This window comes from Prosthecobacter sp. (assembly GCF_044222345.1).
Classification (GTDB): Bacteria; Verrucomicrobiota; Verrucomicrobiia; order Verrucomicrobiales; family Verrucomicrobiaceae; genus Prosthecobacter.
Genome location: NZ_JBGANL010000072.1, coordinates 1 through 21,263, shown reverse-complemented (window position 1 = coordinate 21,263; position 21,263 = coordinate 1). Strand labels below are relative to the sequence as shown.

Genomic DNA, 21,263 nt, shown 5'->3' with positions numbered 1-21,263 from the left:
GGCAGCATCTGCCTGCGTCTGCCAATGATTTGATACTCCTGAGAACGGCTGACGCGGTTGACCCCCTTGCCCATGACCACTTCCAATGTGTAGGTTCCAGGCTTGAGCGAAGTGTCTGGCCCGAACTCATTCACGTTGGAGGCACCAGGAGCCAGATCGGGAAAAATGAACGTTTGAGCCACCCCGTCGGCAATGAACGTCATGTTGGCACCGCTCAAGGACTGAGTGCGCAAGTTTGTGCAGGTGATCTTCATCGGCCAGGGGCGATCCATCCGTTCCCAGGCATGAGAGGTGCTGTTGATTTCCAGCGCAAAAGCAGCAAAACCACGAACGCCAGAACATAAGCGCACCTCGTCGATGAGGCCTGGGAAAACCGCCGTCCCTGAGAGAGTGCTGCCAAAGCAGAGCGGCTGTCCGCCAGGCTGCAATGAGCCGCAGCGCTCTTCAAACACCTCACCCAGAAGTTGGGAATCGGCGAAAAAAGCAACCCTGCCAGCTCCATCATAGGTGAAGGCCAGATGCTTCCAGTCGTCGCCAGGCAGCAGTGCAGGTGCGGAAACAAACTCTTTAACATACGAACCAAAACCAAGCCTGACCACCAGCTGCCGAAGACCACGCTCATTCGCCGGGCTCAGGCTCCAGCTAAAGTCCTCCTTTCCCGCCCCCTGCTTGTCCAAAAGACAGGCTATTTGCTGAGGCTGTGCATTGATTGAAAGCTTCACCCACATTTCAGCAGAGAAGGCTCCCTGAGGCGAGTGACCAGGCAGAGCCACAGCCACCTTGGCGAGGGCAGCGCACTTGAGGCCGCCGCCGAAACGCCCATCCGGCACCAGATTGCCGCTGTTCAGCACCAGTTGCGCTCCTCGACCGGAGGCGTCTGTAAGCGGCATCTCGTCAAACTTCCAGCAGCCGAGAACATGCGGCCCGGTGGCATCCTGATTGGCATAGCTCTCCGCCCAAGGGTCCTGCAGTGGCAGAGCCCCCTGTGCGCTGAGACAGATCCCGCTGAGGACCAGATGATACAGCATGGCAAAGCGGAAACTCATGAGACTCAAGGGGGCAAAGATGTCACTGGGCTCCCAGATTGCGTCGTCCATTTGCGGGAAGATCCTCCACCTGCTGATGGCGAATGTAACGACGCAGGAAGGGAGGCAGTCCGGCGGGCAGATCAGGCGCTGCGCCGATGCAAGGAGAAGCCGAAGCAAGGGTGAAATCCTGGTCCTTCAATGACACAAATCCTGGATCAGCTCCTTGTTCCGAGGCCGCCAGTGTTTCGATTTTTCCAGTGAAATCGTCCACACTGGGCACCCAGCCCTCCGTGAGCCAGTTCCTTCCGAGCTTGAGCAGCCCCAGCTTGCACATGAGCGACAGGTTTTTTCCTTTTGAGGTGACATGCAGGATGTTTCCAAAACACTCCACCGTCTCCTCTTCTGATGACAGACGGAACAGGGCGACTGACCGTGAACGTGTGGAGATGACCGTGTTGTGGTAGAAATACAGCACTCCTTTGCGATACCCCGCGGTCTTGCCACTGTCGCCACCATAATGAACAAACTGGTTATTCCCATCCCCCTCACGCTCGATGATCACATTCCCATAGACATGGGTTTTGCGATAAGCTGGTGAAGCGTTGAGCGCGGCATTTCCTGTGGCATCCACCAGATCAAGCTGCCGATTGCCACCCTCGATCCAGTTATTGGACACCACCAGGCCTGCGGAGCGGTCTTTGAGGTTGTTACCAGCACATCCTTCGCGCAGTGGCCCAAAGTGATTCCCTTCAAACACAATTCCGTTACACTCCGTGTAAGCGTTGTGCTCGGTAATGCTGCCAGGATTACCGTTGTCGTAAATGTGACAGCGTTCCACACGCACATCTTTTGATTGCGGGCTGACCATGAGGCCATTGCCGCTGTCATGAAGAACGAGGTTTCGGAGCACCAGATGCTCAACGATCTCCACATTCACACTCGCCGCATCTTTGCTGTAAGCAGTGACACCCCGCCGACCTTTGAAGGTGAACGGAGCCCTGCCGCCCCTGATGTCCAGATTTTCCAATACAATGTACCCGGGAACAGATTTCCCCGAGGTGTTTGAACCCCCGATCTTCACAACCCCGCGCTCCTGGCCCCAGTAATTCAAATTTGCACGCGTCGTCGCGTCCTGGCCGTCAATCACTGGCAGCTGGCCCTCGGGACCAGGCACGCCGCTGATTGTGATCGGCTTCGTTTCGGTGCCACGACAGCTCAAAACCCACTTCTCTTTGTACGGTTGCGGCCGCCAGTGAATATGCACCGTATCCCCGGGCACCAACGCCTCCCACCGTACTGATGCGATGTCGCTGCATGCTTGATTTGGACCGACTTCATAGACCGCCGCCTCCAAAACATTTGCCGACAACAAGGCACCTGATAATGCGATGAACCGAAGAAAAATGAGGGGACAATCCAAAGGACGCATGATCAAATTTAGGTGAAAAACTCAGCTATATTCTCCGGTGCAGGCATTCATTTACCAGCAAAATCTCCACTGATCAGTCACACCAGCCTTGCAAAACCTTGTTGCGGGCCTTGTGCGGCCTCCAGGGGAGTTTTAGAAACAATGGCGAGGGATTCATCCAGCGCGGCGAGCATGTCTGCAACCATGGTCTCGGTGTGGGGCCATGTGACATAGAGCTGGCTGGACATCAAGAAGCCGCGCTGGAGCATGTGGCGGATCATATGCTGTTTGGCGGCGGGATTGGCAAAACCTAGAGACGGCGCGCAGGGCATGCCACCGATTTTGAGCTGAAGGTCCGGATGCCGCGCGGCGACTTCCCGCAGACCAGACTGCAGGCGCCCGCCCATCTGCCACACTTTTTCCTGAACACCCTCGCGCTGCATTTTGCCGATGCAGGCCAGCGAGGCCGCAGTGCCCACGCCATCTGTCCAGTAGCTGCTGGAGATGAAGCTGCTGTTCGCTGCATCCATGACGGCGCTCTTGCCAATGATGGCTCCGGCAGGATAGCCGTTGCTCATGGCCTTGGCATACACGGCGATGTCCGGCTCGATGCCGAGCCCGGGGGCGGCACCGGGAAAGCCAAAGCGCCAGCCACTGGTCACTTCGTCCAGCACATAGACGGCTCCGGCGGCGTGGCAGGCATCGATGACCTGCTGCATGAAGCCATCGCGCGGGAGTTCGGAGCGCATGGGCTCCATGACCACGGCGGCCAGTTTGCCATCCAGCTTTTGCATGGCGGCGAGGAAGGAATCGGGATCATTGTAACGGAAGGGCACGGCGGTGCCTGCGAGTTCGCGTGGTACACCGAGAGGCTGCAGGCCGGGCAGAAGGTGGCCGTCGAGAGCGGCGTCATCGCCGAGATTGGCCGCGAGATACCAGTCGCTCCAGCCATGGTAGCCGCAGAAGGCGATGCCGCTTTTGCCGGTGGCCGCGCGGGCAATGCGCACGGCAAGCCCGAGGGCCTCGCCGCCGCCGCGTGCGTAACGCACCTTGCCTGCCCAGGGATGCAGATCCAGCAGCACGTCTGCCAGTTTCACTTCATCAGGTGAAGCCAGCGTGGCGTAGCTGCCGAGATTCACACGGCGTTTCACCGCAGCATTCACTTCGTCATCGGCATGGCCGAGCAGGATGGCCCCGACGCCGCCGGTGAAGTCGATGTAGCGGTTGTCATCGAGATCCCAGATGGACGCACCCTTGGCACGTGAGAAATAGGAGGGCCAGGATTGGGGATCGAAGAGATGCGCGCGCTTGGAGAGCAGACCGGTGCCGCAGGAGATTTTGGTCTTGGCCTCTTCCCAGAGATGCTGGCCGGAGTGATTTTCACGGGCGGGCTTGAGCAGGCGCAGCGCATTCTCGCGGAAGATGTCCTCCAGATCTCCCTGCGTCATGCCGGTATCTTCGCAGGCTTCGCGCAGGCAGAGAAGCGACTCGATGCCCACGGTGGTGTACTGGCCAAAGATGGTCAGCTTGTCTCCGGTGATCTCAGGATGAATCCAGGTGAAACCATCGCCCTGCGTGATGCAGGAGCCGCGCAGCTCGCTGACCATGTAGTCGCTGCCCCAGAGAACGCGGCGCGGGCCGAGGATCTCCAGTGCGGCACGGAAGGCTCCGGCCTGGGTGACGGCGGAGGTGTCCACGACGACGTTGTCCAAATCGACTAGATGATGCAGGCCTTCACGAGCGTGACGGTAATTGAACGAGCGTGCCACATGGGCCAGCACCAGCTTGCAGCGCGGGTAGCGACGGCAGAGGCGGCGGATTGAGGCCACATTGCGCGGATCGGTGATGCCGTCTGCGAGCATGATGTGCAGCATCATGATGCCGCCGTGCTCATGGCAGAGCTCCCACATCCACTCCGGGGCGAAGGATTCGATCTCAGCTTCCTTCGTATCAGGCACGTCAGCGTAGATGCGATAGGGCTTGATGCCGACGAACACACCGGTGCTGAGAAGCCGGCGCACCTCCGCAGGGTCATCGGTCGGCGCGGCGAGGACGAGGGCGCGTGAATTGCCCGTACCATCCACCTGCGACTGCAGCCATGCATTCTCCCCTGCCCGGTCATTGCCTGCGCTGGGATAGCCAAAGAACAGCCCCTCCACCTCACGCCCAGGCAGCCAGAGGCGCATGGCGGCCTGGAAGTCCTGCATGCCGTAGCCACGGTTTTCATCCAGAAACACCGGACGTTTCCCCTCCGCGAAATGGCGGGAGTGGAAGAGATGGGTGTGAACATCGAAGATTTTTTCAGGCACGAAGCCGTCGATGGCGCGATGCAGCAGTCTGCGATCTGTGTCGTTGAGTTCGGTGACGAGAGAGAGTGGCATGGGGATCAGTCGTTGAGGTAAATGGCATAGACCTTGGCAGTGCTGCCGGCCGGGAAATTCACGCGCAGGGCGAGCTTTTTGCCGGCTGGCAAGGGCTTGGACCAGGTGAGAGGGACGCGGACACCGCTGGTGGTGAGTTTGACTTCGTAGCCGTCAAGCGGGTGGTCGAGAGGATCAAGGAGCTGCACGATGAGAGGGTTCTCTGGCGTGGCACCGTCCACATTCAGGGCGATCTCCTTCGCCTCGAACGGGCTGGTGATGAAATGGCCTTCCTCATCCGCGACTTTGCGGGAGAGCGATCCAAAGCCATCGCGGCGCAGGGTGGCGAGTCCGATGTCCATGTTTTCCAGATCACCGCCGGTGTTCCAGTGAGAATACCAGATCATGGTCTTATCTCCTTCATTCACGAAAGCATGCCCCTGAAGGATGGCGACATCGTCCCATTCGCCTTCTTTGCCGCGCGGGATAACTTTAAAACCCGGCACTGGCTCGCGATAGTGCACGCCGTCGTTGCTGATCATGAGGCCGAGATCCACCCGCACGCCGTAGTTCCAGCTCTTGCCCTTGGGTGGTGGCTGGTCCGCGTCCTGCCACATGCCGTGCAGACCGACCATGACATTGCCGCGGTTCCACAGACCCGCGCCCATGTGCATCTGCTGGCCTTTGACCGGCGGATCAGAGAGCTGGCCTGGGCGCGCGTAGGAGAAGGCTTTGGCCTTGGACCAGGTGACGAAATCCGATGAGCGATAGGCGAGCATGTCACGGCCGATGTCTCTGCCATCCGCGCGCCATGACCAGGGGCTGAGAAGCTGGCCCGTGGCGTAGTAGATGTCTCCGAAGCGATAGAGGCCGCTGACTTCAAAGCGTTCGCCTCCAGCATTCGCTGGGCGGTCGCCGACGCACTTCCACTTCAAACCGTCTGCACTGGTGGCGGTGACAAACGAACCCCAGCGTTTCTCATTGGGCCCGATCTTGCTGCGACCGCCTTTGACTTCATCGAACGGCATGTGGGCGATGTAGGCGCACTTGTAGCGCTTCGTGGCGTCCGGCTCATCGGGTTCATACAGCACGGAAAGAAAATCATTCACGCGGGTCATGGAGTGGGGCTCGCCTTCAATCTGGCAGATGTTGTTCTTGGTGCTGCCATTGAACTCCACGAGGCCGAGATCAGGCTTCGTCCAGGTGATGCCATCCTTGCTTTCCGCGTAGCACATGGGCCGCCACCAGCCGGGGGCCTGGCCTTTCTCAATCTTCGGCTCATGCATGCCGAGGTACCACATGCGGAAGGTGTCGCCCTGCTTCAGCACGGTGCCATAGAGAACGGCGTGACCGTGATCGGGCGATCCTGGAGGACCGTTGCGCAGCACCGGATTGCCCGGATGTTTTTGCGCTGTCTCCAGAGTGAGTTTCAGATTGTGCTGCCAGGCGATGTTGTGATCGTCGAAAGCGAAGAAGACCTGTTCAGCCGCCTGAAGATGGAGAGTCAGAACACTGAGGATGCAAAGGGTGAGCTTCATGGGCGGAATTGTGGTGCCCTGCGAAGGCGTTGCGAGCGCAAAACGTTGGTCCGGTGTGCATACCAGGGATGGTCCAAAGGAACCGCGATCTTTAATTTGCCATGGTCGGCGCGCGAGACTCCCAGAACGAGCTAAAGCTCGTGAGTACATTAATCGGCGGCGAGATCCGAGAAGATCACGCACCAGTTCCACAAGGGGTAGGGCTGACCTGCGCGGGTGCCGTAGGCGGCATCGGCAAAGGTGTGGACCGATGCCTCGGGATCGGAGTCACGCAGATTGCCGTAGCTGAAGGAGCGCTGGGCGACGAGAGACTGACCGGCCTCGAAGGGCACGCCATTGCGAAGCTCGGCGGGATCGTATTGCAGGACTGTGACGCCATTGACTTCGCTCACGGCACGGATGGCCACGCGGGTCGGCGGGCCGGTGAGACTGGCGATAAAGAAGGCACCTTCCGCAAGCAGCGGCTTGAGTTGTGCGGAAACGCTGGCGGTGAGGATGATCTCCGCCTTTTGCTCCGAGCCTGTGCGTAAAGATGCGATGGTGCCGAGGGCTGCGGCATAGGGATGTCCGTAACTCACGCGGCAGGTTTTGTCTGCGGGCAGAGATTGAGAAAGCCGGAGGCGCACCTGCTTGGGGGCAACGACTTCGACTGAGGTGAGCGTGAGCGGTTTGCCTGCGCTGTCATGCACGCGAAAGCCTGCGAGCGAAGCAAAGCCACCTTTTGTGGCGATCTCCTGCCGCGCGAGGAAAGCGGTGTCGAGCACAAGGGGTGGACGTGGCACGGTGAAGTCGAGGAGGATGCTGTCGCGACCTGAGCCGATTTTTGCAGAGCGTGGACGCAGCGGCTGCCAGTCTTCGCCGCGATCCAGCACGCGGTGCATGACCTTGCCCACTTGCTCGCCCCACCAGCGTTCGCCATCGGCAGAGAGGTGGATGGGATCGCCATGGCGACCGGGCTTGGTACGGCTGTTGATGGCGCTGGGCACGGCGTAGTGAGGACCTACGAGCCAGATGTTTCGATCAGCATCCGCCGCCATGAGCTGAGCCTCTCCTGCAGGGCCGAGCGTCTGATAGGTGAACATGGGAAGCTCGCCGCCCTGCCCGGTGATAGCGCACAGATCTGCCGACCACTGCTTGCGATAGGCGATGAGTTGATCGCGGTACCAAGCGAGTCCTTCAGGGCGCGGCAGTTCGGCATCCCAGCGTGTAGGCACGAGGCTGCCTGTGGGGCCGCCATTGCCTTCTCCCTGCATCCAGTAGAGGGCGGCGATGCGGAAGGCCGCGCCCATTTCTTTGGCATGTGTCACGGCACGGCGTGCATCATCCAGGCTGGTGCGGTAGTAGCCGCCGCCATGCCTGCGTGATTCCGGGGTGCGGACATCGGTGGAAAGATCCGCACTGGAGAGTTCCTGAATCTGCCGCCCCCCCTGCCCTGCGCAGGCGACGAGAAAGCGTGAGGCTGCCTGAGCGGCACGCGCCTTGTCATTTCCAAATCGCTCCGACTGCCAGTGATCGGCCATGCCATTGGCCACGGTTTCACCGAGACCGCCGTTGGTTTGCGCGCGGAGTGGCACGAGCTTGAACAATTCTGCGGGACGCAGTTCCGGCGTAGCGGAATTGTCCTTGGGCAGCCAGGTGCGGACCCCGCGCTGGAAGGTGAGATTGCCCCAACCGCTGTCTTCACCAGTGACGACCGGCAGGGACTCCGAGCCATCGCACAAGGACTGGCCCATCATCCAGATGCCGGAGATCGTCGGCGTGGAGTCTGCGGCGCAGGCCACGCCGAGACATCCGACCAGTGCGAAGAGCGTGAAGCGACGTTTCACGGTGTGAACTTGAATGAGAAGATGTCTGCGTCCTTCATGGAGAAACGCAGGCGCAGTATTTTCCCGGCGAGCGTGCTGACATCCGCGCCCGATTTCCAAGTGACTTTGCGGTCCAGTTCATTGCCGATCTGCATCACGCACTCTTCCAGGCCGAAGCCGGGGACGGGTTTGCCATCCACGTCTTCAAAGCCGACCTTCACGCCACCGGCGGCGGAGGTGGAGAGAAATTCAGGGAGAGTTCGCGTCCAGCAAAGACCACGGGCTTGGTGATGGCGTGGCCGCCCGCGTAACCGCAATGCAGCGAGGCAAAGCCATCCGTGCGCAGCGAGTAGCGACGCATGTGCGCGGTGGGCTGCGCGTAGTCCTGATTCACAAAGACGGACATCTCATGCGGCCCGGTGGGCACCACATTGAGCGCGGGGTAATTGGTGCGGGAGACCCAGTTCTGCGCGCCGATGCCACCACGGATGAAGCCTTCGAGAAAGGTGCGGTCATACGCAGCGGCATTCGCGCCGCCCTCCACGGGGCGCGTGGTCATGAAGATGGCATCGGAGGTGTCTTTGAAGTAGCCGGGGTTCACATGAATGGCGGCGGCCTGCTCGTCAGTGAGCACACGGCGGCCCGGCATGAAGCGCGCGGCGATGGCCACATACAGGTGTGGCGCGCGGAAGTAGGGATGCGTTTGATTCGTGTACAAATGCTCGATGGGGGCCTGCACGGAGGGATTGCGATACTCCATGAGCACAGGAGCCGACCACGCGCGGAAGTCCTTGCTTTCACTACGGACGATGCGCCGGATGCCCCCCTCAAACACGCGGTAATAGGCCACATATTTCCCCTCTGCTGCAGACCAAAACGGCACGTTCTGCGAATCGAACATGTATTTGTAGGGCACCATGGCCTTAGTAATAACCGGCTCGGGGCTGATCTTTTCCCAGCGCAGGCCATCGGGAGATTTCCAGGCGGTGAGGCCGCCACCTTCCATCGTGCCGCCGAAGGCTTTGAAGCGCTCATCCTCGGGCACGCCGGGGCGCTCATCACGGAAGGGACTGAAGTTATGCGTGGCCGTGTGCGCCTTCATAAGCACCACGTTGTTTTTGCGGGTGCCCATCACTTCATAAAGCCCCAGTTCGGGCTTGGTCCATTGCCGACCATCAGTGGAATCCGCGACGCAGGTCAGCTCCTCTTCGCTGCCGTCCTTGTTGGCCACGGCCTTGCCGCGGTAGTAGGCGCGCAGGCGGCCGTCTTCGAGTGTGACGAGGGTGGCATAGCCGCTGAAGAGTCCCTCCCATGGCTGGTCAAACTTGAAGGCCACACCTTCATCACGCGGGGTCTGGAGTTGCAGCTGCGTACCGCTGAAACTCTCGATCAAAAAGGAATCCGCAAACAGTTCGCGGCGGCTGCCGATGTTGATTGGCGCATCGGCTGCGACCAAGGGACTGGCAAGCAGCAGGACGGTGAGTAAAGAGAATGGTTTCATGGTTGAGATGGTTTGAGGTGCTGTGTGAGAATTTCCTGCAAAGTGGTGGCTGGTTTGCCATCCTGCGGATGATGCACCGCGCAGGGCACACCCAGAGGCCGCAGTACTTCCTGCAGCATCAGCGCGTGCAGCACGCTGTGGCTGGGATCGGTCTGCACTTCACCTTTGACCGGGGGCTTGTCCTCTTTGGTATACAGGATGAATGCAGGCGGATCATCAGCGCTGGCGTAGGCAATGGGTGACCAGAGGCGGATGTCGGCAAGGTGCTGCGCACGGTTCGCGAGGAAGAGCGGGAAGGTTTCCTTGCGCGACTTGCTGAGCGGGTAGCCGAAGGCGTGGGCGCCGTATTCACTGTTGGGAATCCATTCAACGAGCTGCTGCGGATCAAACGAAGCTTGGGGCGCTTTCGTCGCTGTAAATAGGAGGCGGGTTGATTCGCGGGCGATGGGATCGGCACTCTGCGGATCGGCCATGTCATCGTGCATGGCGAGCCAGAGGGAGGAGCAGCCACCGGCGCTGACACCGCTGGCGGCGATGCGTGTTTTATCGAGATGCCATTCCTCTGCTTTCGAGCGGAGGTATTGCAAGGCACGCGCGGCATCCTGCAAAGGCCATTGCAGCGGCGGTGTGACCTTGGCGGCGTTCGCATCCACGAGGAAGCGGTAATTGATCGATGCGACGGAAATGCCGGCACTGAGGAACGCAGGCACATCGAGATGCTGATGGATGTCCGTCTTGTCCTGCGCATTCCAGCCGCCGCCATGGATATAAAATACGACCGGTGTGGGCTGCGCTGATTTCGCGAGCCACACGTCCATCGTCTGGCGGAAGTGGGAGCCGTAGGCCACATCGGTGAAGGCGGCTGGAGTGGCATCGAGTTTCTCCGTGGCGTACTTTTTCTGCACCTCCGCAGGGGGCATCCAGCCGGTGGGGCGCTGCTCGTCGGGCGTATAGGCGCAGGTGATGAAGTAGAGTCCGTGGGGCTGAAGTCTTTGCGGCGGCACATTCACCTGCACCTGCGTGAAGCCGTCGGCGAACCAGCTTTCATAGCCATCGGCGGCATCTGTCTTTAACACGGAGCCATTCAGGCGCACTTCGAGTTGTTTGGGGGCACGATAGGGCAGACGCAGGCGAAAGCCGATGCCATGGCTGAATTTGGCGTCGGTCTTGGCTGCAAGGAGCTGCTCTGGAGTTTGCTCCATGGCGACTTTGAGTTCGGGTCCTGCTTTGATGAAGCGCTCCGCCTCGCTGGCGGAGTCGCCAAGGAGAGAGCGGAAGTCGTTGCTGGCCACGGCATGTTTCGCCGCTGCCGTTGTGGCGACGACGAAGGTCTCGCGGCCCACGGTTTGCGGATAGAGAAAGCCGAGCGCGAAGTCGCTCTGCTGATTCCACAGTTCCACGCGGCTGCTGCGGCGTGCGGAGGCCGTGGCACCATAGGCCGTGACGTAATGGCCGACGAAGTGGCGCATGCGGTTCACGGGATAGCCGGGGGCCCTTTCATCCAGCCAGACACCATTGCCGATGCGCATGAGCCCCTGCATGCGGGCCACAAGGCTTTGCTCCCAGGCGACCTCCTGAGTGAGCAGCATGGTGTGGTGTTTGGCGTAGCCATAGTGCGCGGAATAAAACATGGGCATCCCGTGCCAGAGCTTCCGCCCCAGCGGAGCGAGCTCCGGGCCCCAGAAGGTGCGCTGGGCGTCTGCCTCGAAACGATCCGAGGGGAATCCCGCTGTGCGTCCGGCATCGATCATGGCCTCCGTCACGCGCCAGTCCCAGGGGCGCAGGGCGTAGTTTGAATACGCGCCGCCAGTAACTTCGGTCATGATCTGGCCGTGATACATGCGGCGTGCGCCGAGTTGTGCGGGGGCGTATTCCTGCAGGCCTGTGCCGTGCAGGTCGGCGTGAACTTCGGGCTGGTAGTCGTCGATCACGGAGAGCACGGCGGTGAGTTCGGGGGCATCCTCCGGCTTGGTGAGGGTGAGCGTTTTCACATCCCACAGCTTGCCGAGACGGCCGAGGCCGGTGTAGGGATCCACACCGTGCTCATTGCGAAAGCGGTCTGTGTAAAACATGGCCAGCGGATTCACGCAGGGCATCACGAGCACGATCTGCTTTTTCCGTGTCTCCACCGCCAGAGGATCATCGCTGAGACACCACTCGGCAAAGGCCAGCGCGCCCGTGGTGCCTGTGCGCTCCGGGCCGCTGTGCAGGGTGGTGATGAGGCAGATTTGCTTGTCAGCGGCAGGCACCGTGGAGTCGGTGATTTTCAGCAGATAAACGGGCATGTTCTGGCCGCTCATGCCGCGAGATTCGAGCGACATGGCCTTGGGGAACTTTTGCCGCCAGTGCGTCAGCGTGCCGACATACTCTTCCCAGGTGAGGCGGTGCATGGGAGGATAGGTCTCCTGCGCACTGAGAGGTGTCAGCACTGAGAGGAGGATGAAGATGAGCAGGGCCGCTTTCATGGTTTGAAATCTTTTGGCACGAGTTTCATCAGCTCATGGAGATCAGCGCCCAATGCGCCGCTGCCTTCGGGGAAGGATTTGCCGTTGATGAGGCAGTTTTCCCAGGTGGCTGCACCGGCGACTTTGACCTCCATGTTTTCAAAGGTGCAGTGCCTGGCCTCCAGCACTGCGCGCAGAGCGACGCTGCCCATGCGGGGCTCTGCAAGGCGGCGGATGAAGACGTTTTTCATCTGCATCCGGCAGTCGCCGTTTGCACGGCCTGTGATCGACAGCGGATTTTGCGCCGACGAAAGCACGAGGGCGTTCGTGAGGGTGTAGCGGCCTTCATCGAGGAAAAAAAGATCGAAGCCGATGTTTTTTGCCAAGAAGACGTTTTTATAACTGGTCTGTGCCGTGCCGGTGTCGGTGATGCCGGTGCTGTTGCCGATGCTCACAAAACCATCCACGCGATACTGCGCAGACTCGTGTGCGCTGATGCCGTCATCACCACACTCGATGGCGGCGATGTTTTCAAAGACCACGTCGCGGCAGTCGCCGTGGATGTTGAAGCCGTCGTTGTAAGGATGCGTGGCGGTGAGATTCTTGATGACGAGGTGGGCATTGTCGCCGCTGAACTGCACGCTTGCGCTGCGCACGGGAGCAAAAATATGAGCATCGGCGAGCTTCTGGCCCGCCGGGAGCTTGAGATAGAAGCTGCCGTAGATCTGCTTGGACGGTGGCTTCTCACGCGAAGGGTCTTTGACAAAAGTCCATTCGCCGGGCTGAAGTTCCTCCGGCTTTTTCAGAGACGCGCTGCGGCCTTTGGACGTGCGGCCCATGTGCTGCATCTGCCCGCTCCACAGAAAAAACCAGCGACCAATGATGGCGTCATCATTGCGCGCGAGGAGGTGGTCATTGGCAAAGAGTCCGGGTGACACTTCAGTCCACTGCGCAGGATCAAGGGGATCGCTGCCTTCCAACGTTGCGCCATGGCCATCAAGCGTGATGGGCTTGCCGGGTTCGCCTTTCTTGCCGTAGAAGCCTGCATAGTTGCGATACACCTTGGGTTCGAGATGAATGACGTCTCCTGGCAGCGCGGCCTTGATGGCATAAGCGATGGTAGGCGCGTCTTTGCCGACGTGGATGTCACGCGCAGAAGCCCAGGTGGCAACGAAAAGCAGGACGAGGAAACCGGTTTTCATGCAGGAGGGGTCATGGCCACAGCGGCGGCGTAAGCGGCTTTGAGTGTCGGATCGGTCTGTGTGTGGCTGCCGCGATAAACGAGCAGCAGTCCAAGGCGGGAGTGGTCCGTGGTGTTTGGCGCGGAGTGGTGGATCGTCTCGCACTGATGAATGGTGGCATCTCCAGGAGCCAGCAGGCCGCAGAATTGTTCGCTCAATGGCACAGGAGACGGAGCTGCCATGCCGATGCTGTTGCCGCGCACGCCGCTGGGCCGGGTGGGCTGCATGCCGTCTTTGTGCGAGCCTTTGACGAAGAAGACCGGACCATTGGCTTCCGTGACTTCATCAATGGCAATCCACACGGTGAGCATGTCCGGCGGAGACTGGCAGAAGTAGGCGTTGTCCTGGTGATAGGGCACGCCGGAGCCGATGCGCGCAGGCTTGTTGAAAGTTTCAACACCGACGAGCACGGGATCGCCATGCACCAGCGGAGCAACGAGCGCACGGATGTCTTCGCGTTCACCAAGATGGCGAAACCACTCGTTGTATTTTTCGAGACGCCAGAGATTACGCACGGTCTTTTCATCCTTCTCGAACGTGCGGGCATCGGCGGGCTGCGCGCTGAGATCATCGCGGATGTAGCGCTCCAGTTCGGCACGCACGGCGGACACCTCCTCGGTGGTGAGAAACTGAGGAATGAGCACGACGCCATCGCGCTCATAATCGGTGAGGAGTTGGGGGCTGGTTTTCATTTGTGATGAATGCCGCCCCGACGGATGTCGGTGCGGTGAATCAAACCTGCGGTTTGGAGTGGCTGGAAGCACTCGGAGGTCATGCGAGTGAATCCTTCTTCGTTACGGCTTTTTGCCCAGCAACTGCTGCATCGCTGCAGTCAGCACCTGCTCGACCTCCGGCGCGACGTTCGAGGAAGTGGGGCCGGTTTCGTAGCCGCCTTCGGGATAGGCTGCGGCGGTGCCGATGTAGCCGGGGCCGTAGTTGCCGTAGGCAGCCATCATGACGTGAAGATCGGGACGCATGGCTTTGGCCGCGAGCTGGTATTCCACAAAGAGTTCGCCCGGCAGGTGCAGCATGCGTGAGTCGCCCACCTGGAGGCACGTGATGTCAATCGCCTGCCCGGCCTTGCTGCGGCGCACGAAGGCGAGCTGATCGGCAAAAGAGATGTAGCCCTTGGCTTCGGTGGCCTTGAGTTTCGCGATCAGATCTTCTTCGTTCAGCCGGGGTGAGAGCGGCAGCTTCACCGGCACATTGCCCCAGCCGATATCGGCGGCTGTGAGCGGCAGCTTCGTGGTCTTGTCATAGGCCTCGCGCATTCCGGCGGCAAGACGGGTGGCGAGTATGACGCGGTTGCTTTGCGTGCCGTCGTTGTACTTGCCTGCGGCGACGTTGCCACCGGCACCGTTGAAATGGACATGCAGGGCGGCGTTCACATCCTGCCCGCGAATGAAGCGCGCAATGCCGGGGAAGTCCGGACTGGGAATGCCAAGGCGGTAGTAGCTCTGCGGATGGCAGGCGTAGGCGCTGAGCACGGCGATGGGCTTGTCGCCGTTCCAAAAGCTGAGCAGAGAGACGACGGGATCGATGAGCCCCTCCGGCAAGGAGATGAGGCCTTCGATTTTACAGGCACTGCCGCGCATGCGGCCGATCCTGCCTTCAGGGGTGCGCTCCACACGACGGTTGGAAGCCACTTCCTTCACGACGGCCTCACCGTAGCCGTAATGCGTGGCGGGCTGTGCCAAGGGCAGAGCGGCGCGGATGGCATCGGCCGCGCGTTGGATGACCTGACGATGAAACGTGCCTTCAAAGCGGCTGTAGCCTTTGATGTCGAGTTCCTTGATGAGCTTCTCCGCCGTGAAGTCGCAGCCAGGGGCGTCATGCTGGTGCAGGGTGTGCACAGCAACTCGGCCCGGCACCGTGCCAGCCGCCTCTGCGAGCGCGGCACGAAAGGCATCATGCCCTTCATTGGCGATGCCGATCCAGTCCACCGCGCAGAGCACGATGGGCTGTCCGCCACCAAGGATGACGATGCCCCGGCAGCGGAGGGTGAGATCGTCCACGCGCTTCACCGGATCATAGGCCATCGCGGCTCCGAGCGGCGGTGTGGCATCCACATCAAAGGTGGCGATACGCACGGCCTCGGCTGCGTGCGCCGCATTCCACAGGCCAATGGGTGAAAGAAGAAACGCGAGAACGAGGATTGCTTTCATGAGGTTGGAATGAAAAGAACGCTCCTCGTCAGTACGTCTTGCCCGCAGGAATGGCGGACTGGCCGGAGATTTCGCTGAGCACGCTGTCAAAATCGGCCGAGCAGGCGCTGAGATGCGCATGCAGCGCGCCAAATTCACTGCCCAGCACGACAAACTGCGCTCCGAGTTCGATGATCGTCTTTGCATCCGCAGCGGAGCCCACGGGACGGCCCCATGCCTTGCCATGCTTGCGGCAGGCGGCGGCGATCTGTTTCTGCACATCGAGCATCACGGGATCATTCACCGCAGGCGTGCAGCCTAGGCGCAGGGACATGTCTCCCGGGCCGAGAAAGAGAACATCGACACCGGGCACGGCGGCGATCTCTTCAACATTGGCGAGCGCGGCAGGTGTTTCGATCTGCACGGTGAGGAAGGTCTCGCGGTTCGCCTGCTCGATGTAGTCTTCGGGCTTGCCGACCCAGTAGTCTGCATCCCGGCCACCGCCGCAGAAGCCGCGATCTCCGAGCGGTGGGAATTTCATGGCATTGACCAAGGCGCGCGCTTCATCCGCACTGCCGACGTGTGGGATCATCAACCCTGCGGCACCGTCTTCGAGGAGGCGGTAGAGGCTGTTTTTCTCCTTGGTCTGCGCACGCCAGACGCAGTCGATGTCCGCGGCGTGATGGCGGCCCAGCATGGTTTCGGCTTCGCGGGGCTCCCACACACGGTGCTCGGCATCCAGCCAGATGCCGTCGTATTTAAAATGTGCTGCGATGGCCGGGAAGAAAGCGATGGGCGAACCGGTGCAGCAGATACGGGCGACTTGGCCGGCACGGATTTTGGCGAGTACTTTGGAACGTCTCATAAAAGGGAATCAGGGTTGTTGTTGGGCGAGCCAGGTGGAAAGAATTTCGAGCAGCGGCGTGGTGTCGCCGCTGCGGCGCGTGATCATGGAAAGGTCCTGGGCCTGGATCAGGCGCTGGGCCAGAGCCTCGTGGCGGCTCTCTTCTTTGCTGAGCGCGGGTTTCGCCACCGAGGGCAAGGCCACCGCCACATCCCACTGCTGCACGCCGAAGCTGAGCGACCAGTTCATGATCCATGAATAATCGTGGTGAAACTGGAGCTGATCCTGCAGCGGGAGTTCAGCGGGCACGGCGATGATTACCAGATCCGGCTTCATGCTGCGCACCTTGCGCGCGAAGACTTCAAGCTGTGCAAGTGTCTGACCTGCCACGGTCCAGGGGGTGACCTTGACGACGGCTGCGGGATACAGGCGCTGCAATGCGGGAGCAATGAGTGCATCATACGGCGGCATGGCGAGCACCTGAATGGGCTGGCCCGCTTTCAGCTTGGCAAAAGTGTGCGGCAGCGCAGGCGTGGGCGGACCGACCTCCCGAAGCGAAACGGTCCGTCCGGTGATGGCCTGCGCGAGCGTTTCGGCAAAGAGCTTATGACCCGCCATGTTGGGATGAATGGTGTCGCTGAGGAGAAGATTCCATTCGGCCGCATCGGCGGCATGCACGGCCTCGAACGCGGCAAAGCAATCGGCCACGACGAGCGTTTGCTCCTTGGCCACGTCACGGATGGCCTGCGTGAATTCGGCGAGCCGGGCGCAGGGCCGCTGAGGGGTTTCGACAATCGAATTCTGCGTGCACAGCACCACCTCCGCGCCGGCTTTCTGGCAGCGCGTGATCATTTCGCGGAGGTTCTTTTTGAAAACGTCCACCGGCGTGCCCACGAGATCATTCATGCCAAACATGATCGTCACGAGATGCGGCTTGTGGGCGAGCACATCACGTTCAAGGCGCTTGAGTCCGCCTGTGGTGGTGTCGCCGCTGATGCCTGCATTATGCACGCTGAGCTTTGTCTGCGGGTAAAGCTGCTGAAGCGCGAGCTGAAGCATTTCAGAATAGGCCCGGCGACCGCCGCTGTGATAATAGACGCCTGTGATGCTGTCGCCGATGCAGACGATGCGCACGGGATCCTTGCCTGCGGCGAGCAAGGCTGCGGTTTTCAGCGGTGCCGCCTCCAGCAGGTGTGAGCAGAAGACGAGAAGTAGAAGGAGCGTGCGCATGGGTGTGTCAGGGTTGCTTCAGCCAGTCGAGGGTGATGCGGCGGATGCGCAGGCGATTGAGTGCGCCCACTTTGCTGTCGCCAGCGCAGTAGCCGATGAGCATGGCATCGCCCACGAAGTGGATGGCGGTGTAGTGGTAGAGTCCGTCGGGATCATTCTCGATGAGCTTGCGCTTGGGCCAGGTCTTGCCGCCGTCTGTGGAGATGGCTGCGACGAAAGGATTGCGCTTCTTGGGCGGGAACGGGAACATCCCGGAGTGGTCGTTGTAGATGGCCAGCAGGTCGCTGCTGCCGGGCAGGCGCTTGATGCTGGCGGGGCCGTTCGGAGATTTCATTTCCGTGGGCATGGGTGGTGAGAATGTTTTGCCCGCATCCGTGGAGTAAAAGCCGTACTGCGCACCCTGATCCGTGCGGCACCAGGAGAAGATACCGCCGTCTGCCAGTTCCACCACGCCGGGCTCCTGCAGGCCGCTGCCGCTGCGCACGGGCATGGCCCACCAGCTTGAGCTTTCAGTCCAGGTGGCGCCTTCGTCATCGGAGTAGATCCACATGGCGATGGCGCGTGAGTCCCAGGACTTGCTGCTCTCTGGGTCCGAGCCGCGTGAGCGGTGAAAGGCCAGCGGGATAATGATGCGCCCCTTGCTGGTCTGAATGACGCGGTCGTTGTTCATCACGAAGTAACCCGGTGCCTGCTGCACGAGCTTGGGCTCGGTCCAGGTCTCGCCTTCATCGGTAGAGATGCGCATGTGCGGGCGGCAGTCGATCCAGCTGTTTTTGATGCAGTAAAACATGGCCAGCTTGCCGCTGGCGAGGCGCAGCAGGGAGACGCTCATCACATTGTCGCCGCCGGTGTTTTCCACCACGGTGACGGGCTGGCTCCAAGTGCGGCCCTGATCATCCGAATGAATGCGCACGATGCGGGCCGGGCTTTCATCCCCTGCACCGCCGTAGAACTGCGAGTAGCAGAAGATGATGCGGCCTGAGGCCAGCGTGGCGAAGGAACCTTCGGAGTTGCGCGGATTTTCCTTGGTGGGATCAAGATTGAAAGTGATGATGCTTTCGGCGTGCGCCAGGCAGGCGAAGGCAAGACAGAGAGCGATGAGTTTCATGGGGTCAGGCAGGGGTTACCACTCGCCCTGGCGGGAGAACTGGCTTTTCACGTTGGCACTGAACTGGGTGATGCTGGCTTCGAGATTGCCGACAAGTTCGTCCGTGCTCAGGCCTGCTGCATTGCGAGCAGCGGGGATGACGGTGGCGCATTCATTCGCATCCATGAAGCGGGCGGCTTCGAGCAGCTTGGGCTGGTCTTCCGGTGGGATGACCATGAAGCCGTGCTTGTCGGCGTGGATGAGATCGTCCGGCTTCACGGTGCGGCCAAAGACCTCGACCTCGCAGCCCCAGCGCACGGGGTGAACGAAGGCATGGCCGACGCAAAGACGACGGGCGAGCGCCTTGAATCCCGCGTTGGTCATTTCATCCAGATCGCGGATGGCACCGTCGGTGATAGTGCCCACGCAGCCGAGTGCGCGGAACATATTGGCGCTGACTTCGCCCCAGGCGGAACCCAGCACGCGGGGCTTGTCGAGATCCTGCACGACGATGATTTTGGGTCCGGGGACGCTGGCGATGTAGCGGCGAAACTCCGCCCCGGCATTTGGATTTGTCTGGCGGTGCGCGGCGTTTGAGGGCTCGATCACCAGTGTGACGGCGTAGCCGACCATCGGTCCCATCTGCGGCATAAAGTCACGGGTTTCCTCGATGTTGAAGGCGTCTGTGCCCGCATTGTGCCGGGTGATCTGCTCCCAGCCGTTGTAGATGGTGGGGGTGTTCCAGCGTTTGAGCTGAAGCAGGTCGCTGTGCGAGAGATGGCGCGCGCTGTGAGACATGGTACGAAAAGAGGCTGTTGAAACGATTTGTCACAACGGCTTGCTTCTGGTCTGTTGTCCAAACCAGATGAAGTCCACGACATCCTCCAGCCCGAGACTGCCCCAGCGAATCTCCCTTGTCAGCCTGACAGCGCAGAGCCTGCGCGAGTCCATGCAGGCCGGACACTGGCACGGCCATCTGCCGGGGGAGCGCGAGCTGTGCGCACGCCTGCAGGTGAGCCGCCACACGCTGCGCGGCGCGCTGCATGAACTGGAGCGCGATGGCTTTCTAGAAGTGTCTGACAGACAGCGGCGGCGCATCAAGACGACGGTGAAGCCGAAGAAGACGGCGCAGCCAAGGGTGATTGCGCTCATCTCGCCACGGCCGCTGCTGGAGATGTCTCCTTCCACGGTGGTGATGGTGGATGATTTACGCGACCAGCTTTCCCGCGTGGGATTCAGCTTTGAGATTCACGTGAGCACCGCGTGCTTCACAGCCAAACCGACACGTGCGCTGGAGGCGCTGACGACGAGATCGCCTGCGGCTGCGTGGCTGGTCTTTGGCTCGCTGGAGCCGGTGCAGAGCTGGTTCATGCGTCGCCAGCTGCCCTGCCTGGTGGTGGGGTCTTGCGCGTCGGAGATCAGCCTGCCTTCCATCGACACAGACTACCGCGCGCTGTGCCGGCATGCGGGCGGCATGCTGTGCGGCAAGGGTCACCGGCACATCGCCTTCGTGCGCCCCCTGGGAGACTACGGTGGCGATGTGCAGAGCGAGCAAGGGCTGCGCGAGGCGCTGGGCGGCAGCCATGCACCGACGCTGCAGGTGATCTCTCACGATGGCACTGCGGCCAATCTCTGCGCGCTGCTGGACAAGGCGCTGCGCTCCCCCCGGCCGCCTACGGCCTATGTGGTGGCACGGGCGATGCATGTGCTCACGGTGATGATGTTTCTCACACAGCGCGGCAAACGCGTGCCGCAGGACGTCGCGGTGATTTCACGCGATGACGAAACTTTTCTCCAGCACACGGTGCCACTCATCACGCGCTATGCGGCAAACACCGGCCAGTTTGCCCGCAGCGTGTGCAAGGCGGCACGGCAGCTCGCGGAGTCCGGCTCACTGCCTCCGAAGGCGATCCGCCTCATGCCCAAGCTGATCCGGGGTGAGACGCTGTGAATGGGCTCACCATGCCGTCCAGCCTCCATCCACCGCCAGATTTTGGCCGGTGATGAATGTGGAGGCATCGCTGAGGAGGAAGGTCACGGCCCCGGCGATCTCGGCCGCCTGCCCCACACGCCCCAGCGGCACTTTTTGCGCGAGACGCTCGACGAACTCCGGCTGCTGAAACTGGATCGTTGGATTCGGAAACGGCCCGGGCGAGATGCTGTTGCAGCGCACTCCCTGCCTGCCCCAGTGCACAGCCAGATACCGCGCCATCTGCTGGATGCCCGCCTTCCCCACACCATACTCGATGGGATTCGGATTCATCGGCGCGGCATACACTGAAGGATCCGGCGAGACGCTGCCATACATGCTTGAAAAAAGAACCATGCTACCCCTGCCCTGCTCCGCCATGTGCTGGCCCGCGGCACGCGCGAGGGCGAAGGTGGCGGTGAGGTTGCCGTGGTTTGCCATGTCAAAATCCTCCGCCGAGAGGTCCTCAAAGCGCTTGGCCGTTGAGGCATACGTCATCACCACGAGGCCGTGCGGCACGCCGTGCATGGCGATCTGCTCTTGAACAAAGGCTTCCACAGCCGCAGTGTCAGCGGCATTGAGTGAGGCCGCGCTCACATGCGCCTGAAGACCGGCTGTGCTGACCATGTCCACAGCACGCTCCGCCAAATCCACACACAGCACG

17 protein-coding genes are annotated in these 21,263 nt (G+C 61.0%); 1 reads left to right on the top strand and 16 read right to left on the bottom strand.

What is annotated here, in order from left to right; all coding sequences use genetic code 11:
* From ACILSL_RS24150 to ACILSL_RS24080, 15 genes are all read right to left on the bottom strand, one after another.
* A partial coding sequence (locus ACILSL_RS24150; RefSeq protein WP_395734637.1) for a LamG-like jellyroll fold domain-containing protein occupies positions 1-1,046 on the bottom strand: 1,046 nt, incomplete at its 3' end.
* Between the two features lie 22 nt (positions 1,047-1,068).
* Positions 1,069-2,457 carry a polysaccharide-degrading enzyme gene (locus ACILSL_RS24145; protein ID WP_395734636.1) on the bottom strand — a complete coding sequence of 463 codons (1,389 nt, stop codon included), beginning with the start codon at positions 2,455-2,457 and terminating at the stop codon, positions 1,069-1,071.
* 77 nt (positions 2,458-2,534) lie between these two features.
* Entirely contained in the window at positions 2,535-4,817 is a 2,283-nt protein-coding gene (locus tag ACILSL_RS24140) for an aminotransferase class III-fold pyridoxal phosphate-dependent enzyme (protein WP_395734635.1), read from the bottom strand.
* Between the two features lie 5 nt (positions 4,818-4,822).
* Positions 4,823-6,334, bottom strand: coding sequence for a hypothetical protein (locus ACILSL_RS24135; RefSeq protein ID WP_395734634.1), 1,512 nt, complete (start codon positions 6,332-6,334; stop codon positions 4,823-4,825).
* A gap of 149 nt (positions 6,335-6,483) precedes the next feature.
* Positions 6,484-8,160 carry a phosphate ABC transporter substrate-binding protein gene (locus ACILSL_RS24130; RefSeq protein WP_395734633.1) on the bottom strand — a complete coding sequence of 559 codons (1,677 nt, stop codon included), beginning with the start codon at positions 8,158-8,160 and terminating at the stop codon, positions 6,484-6,486.
* Positions 8,157-8,360, bottom strand: coding sequence for a hypothetical protein (locus ACILSL_RS24125; protein WP_395734632.1), 204 nt, complete (start codon positions 8,358-8,360; stop codon positions 8,157-8,159). The genes ACILSL_RS24130 and ACILSL_RS24125 overlap by 4 nt, the downstream gene beginning before the upstream one ends.
* Positions 8,357-9,640 carry a hypothetical protein gene (locus tag ACILSL_RS24120; protein WP_395734631.1) on the bottom strand — a complete coding sequence of 428 codons (1,284 nt, stop codon included), beginning with the start codon at positions 9,638-9,640 and terminating at the stop codon, positions 8,357-8,359. Before ACILSL_RS24120 ends, ACILSL_RS24125 begins: the two co-directional genes overlap by 4 nt.
* On the bottom strand, positions 9,637-12,105 hold the full coding sequence (locus ACILSL_RS24115; protein ID WP_395734630.1) for an alpha/beta hydrolase fold domain-containing protein: 2,469 nt from the start codon (positions 12,103-12,105) through the stop codon (positions 9,637-9,639). Before ACILSL_RS24115 ends, ACILSL_RS24120 begins: the two co-directional genes overlap by 4 nt.
* Complete coding sequence (locus ACILSL_RS24110; RefSeq protein ID WP_395734629.1) at positions 12,102-13,286, bottom strand: hypothetical protein; 1,185 nt, start codon at positions 13,284-13,286, stop codon at positions 12,102-12,104. Before ACILSL_RS24110 ends, ACILSL_RS24115 begins: the two co-directional genes overlap by 4 nt.
* Positions 13,283-14,017, bottom strand: a complete 735-nt coding sequence (locus ACILSL_RS24105; RefSeq protein ID WP_395734628.1) for a phytanoyl-CoA dioxygenase family protein — start codon at positions 14,015-14,017, stop codon at positions 13,283-13,285. The genes ACILSL_RS24110 and ACILSL_RS24105 overlap by 4 nt, the downstream gene beginning before the upstream one ends.
* Before the next feature lie 102 nt (positions 14,018-14,119).
* The gene (locus tag ACILSL_RS24100; protein ID WP_395734627.1) at positions 14,120-15,490 is read right to left on the bottom strand and encodes a hypothetical protein; all 1,371 of its coding nucleotides are present in this window, start codon (positions 15,488-15,490) and stop codon (positions 14,120-14,122) included.
* 28 nt (positions 15,491-15,518) lie between these two features.
* Positions 15,519-16,334, bottom strand: a complete 816-nt coding sequence (locus tag ACILSL_RS24095; protein WP_395734626.1) for an HpcH/HpaI aldolase/citrate lyase family protein — start codon at positions 16,332-16,334, stop codon at positions 15,519-15,521.
* Between the two features lie 9 nt (positions 16,335-16,343).
* On the bottom strand, positions 16,344-17,543 hold the full coding sequence (locus ACILSL_RS24090) for an SGNH/GDSL hydrolase family protein (protein ID WP_395734625.1): 1,200 nt from the start codon (positions 17,541-17,543) through the stop codon (positions 16,344-16,346).
* A gap of 7 nt (positions 17,544-17,550) precedes the next feature.
* On the bottom strand, positions 17,551-18,651 hold the full coding sequence (locus ACILSL_RS24085) for a sialidase family protein (RefSeq protein WP_395734624.1): 1,101 nt from the start codon (positions 18,649-18,651) through the stop codon (positions 17,551-17,553).
* 15 nt (positions 18,652-18,666) lie between these two features.
* A complete protein-coding gene (locus ACILSL_RS24080; RefSeq protein WP_395734623.1) occupies positions 18,667-19,428 on the bottom strand; it encodes an RraA family protein in 762 nt (253 codons plus the stop codon).
* Positions 19,429-19,495: 67 nt separating this feature from the next.
* Here ACILSL_RS24080 and ACILSL_RS24075 point away from each other — a divergent pair, with 67 nt between their 5' ends.
* Complete coding sequence (locus ACILSL_RS24075; RefSeq protein ID WP_395734622.1) at positions 19,496-20,581, top strand: substrate-binding domain-containing protein; 1,086 nt, start codon at positions 19,496-19,498, stop codon at positions 20,579-20,581.
* 6 nt (positions 20,582-20,587) lie between these two features.
* On the opposite strand, the gene ACILSL_RS24070 is transcribed toward ACILSL_RS24075, so the two are convergent.
* The coding region (locus ACILSL_RS24070) for an SDR family oxidoreductase (RefSeq protein ID WP_395734621.1) at positions 20,588-21,263 on the bottom strand (676 nt) is incomplete at its 5' end.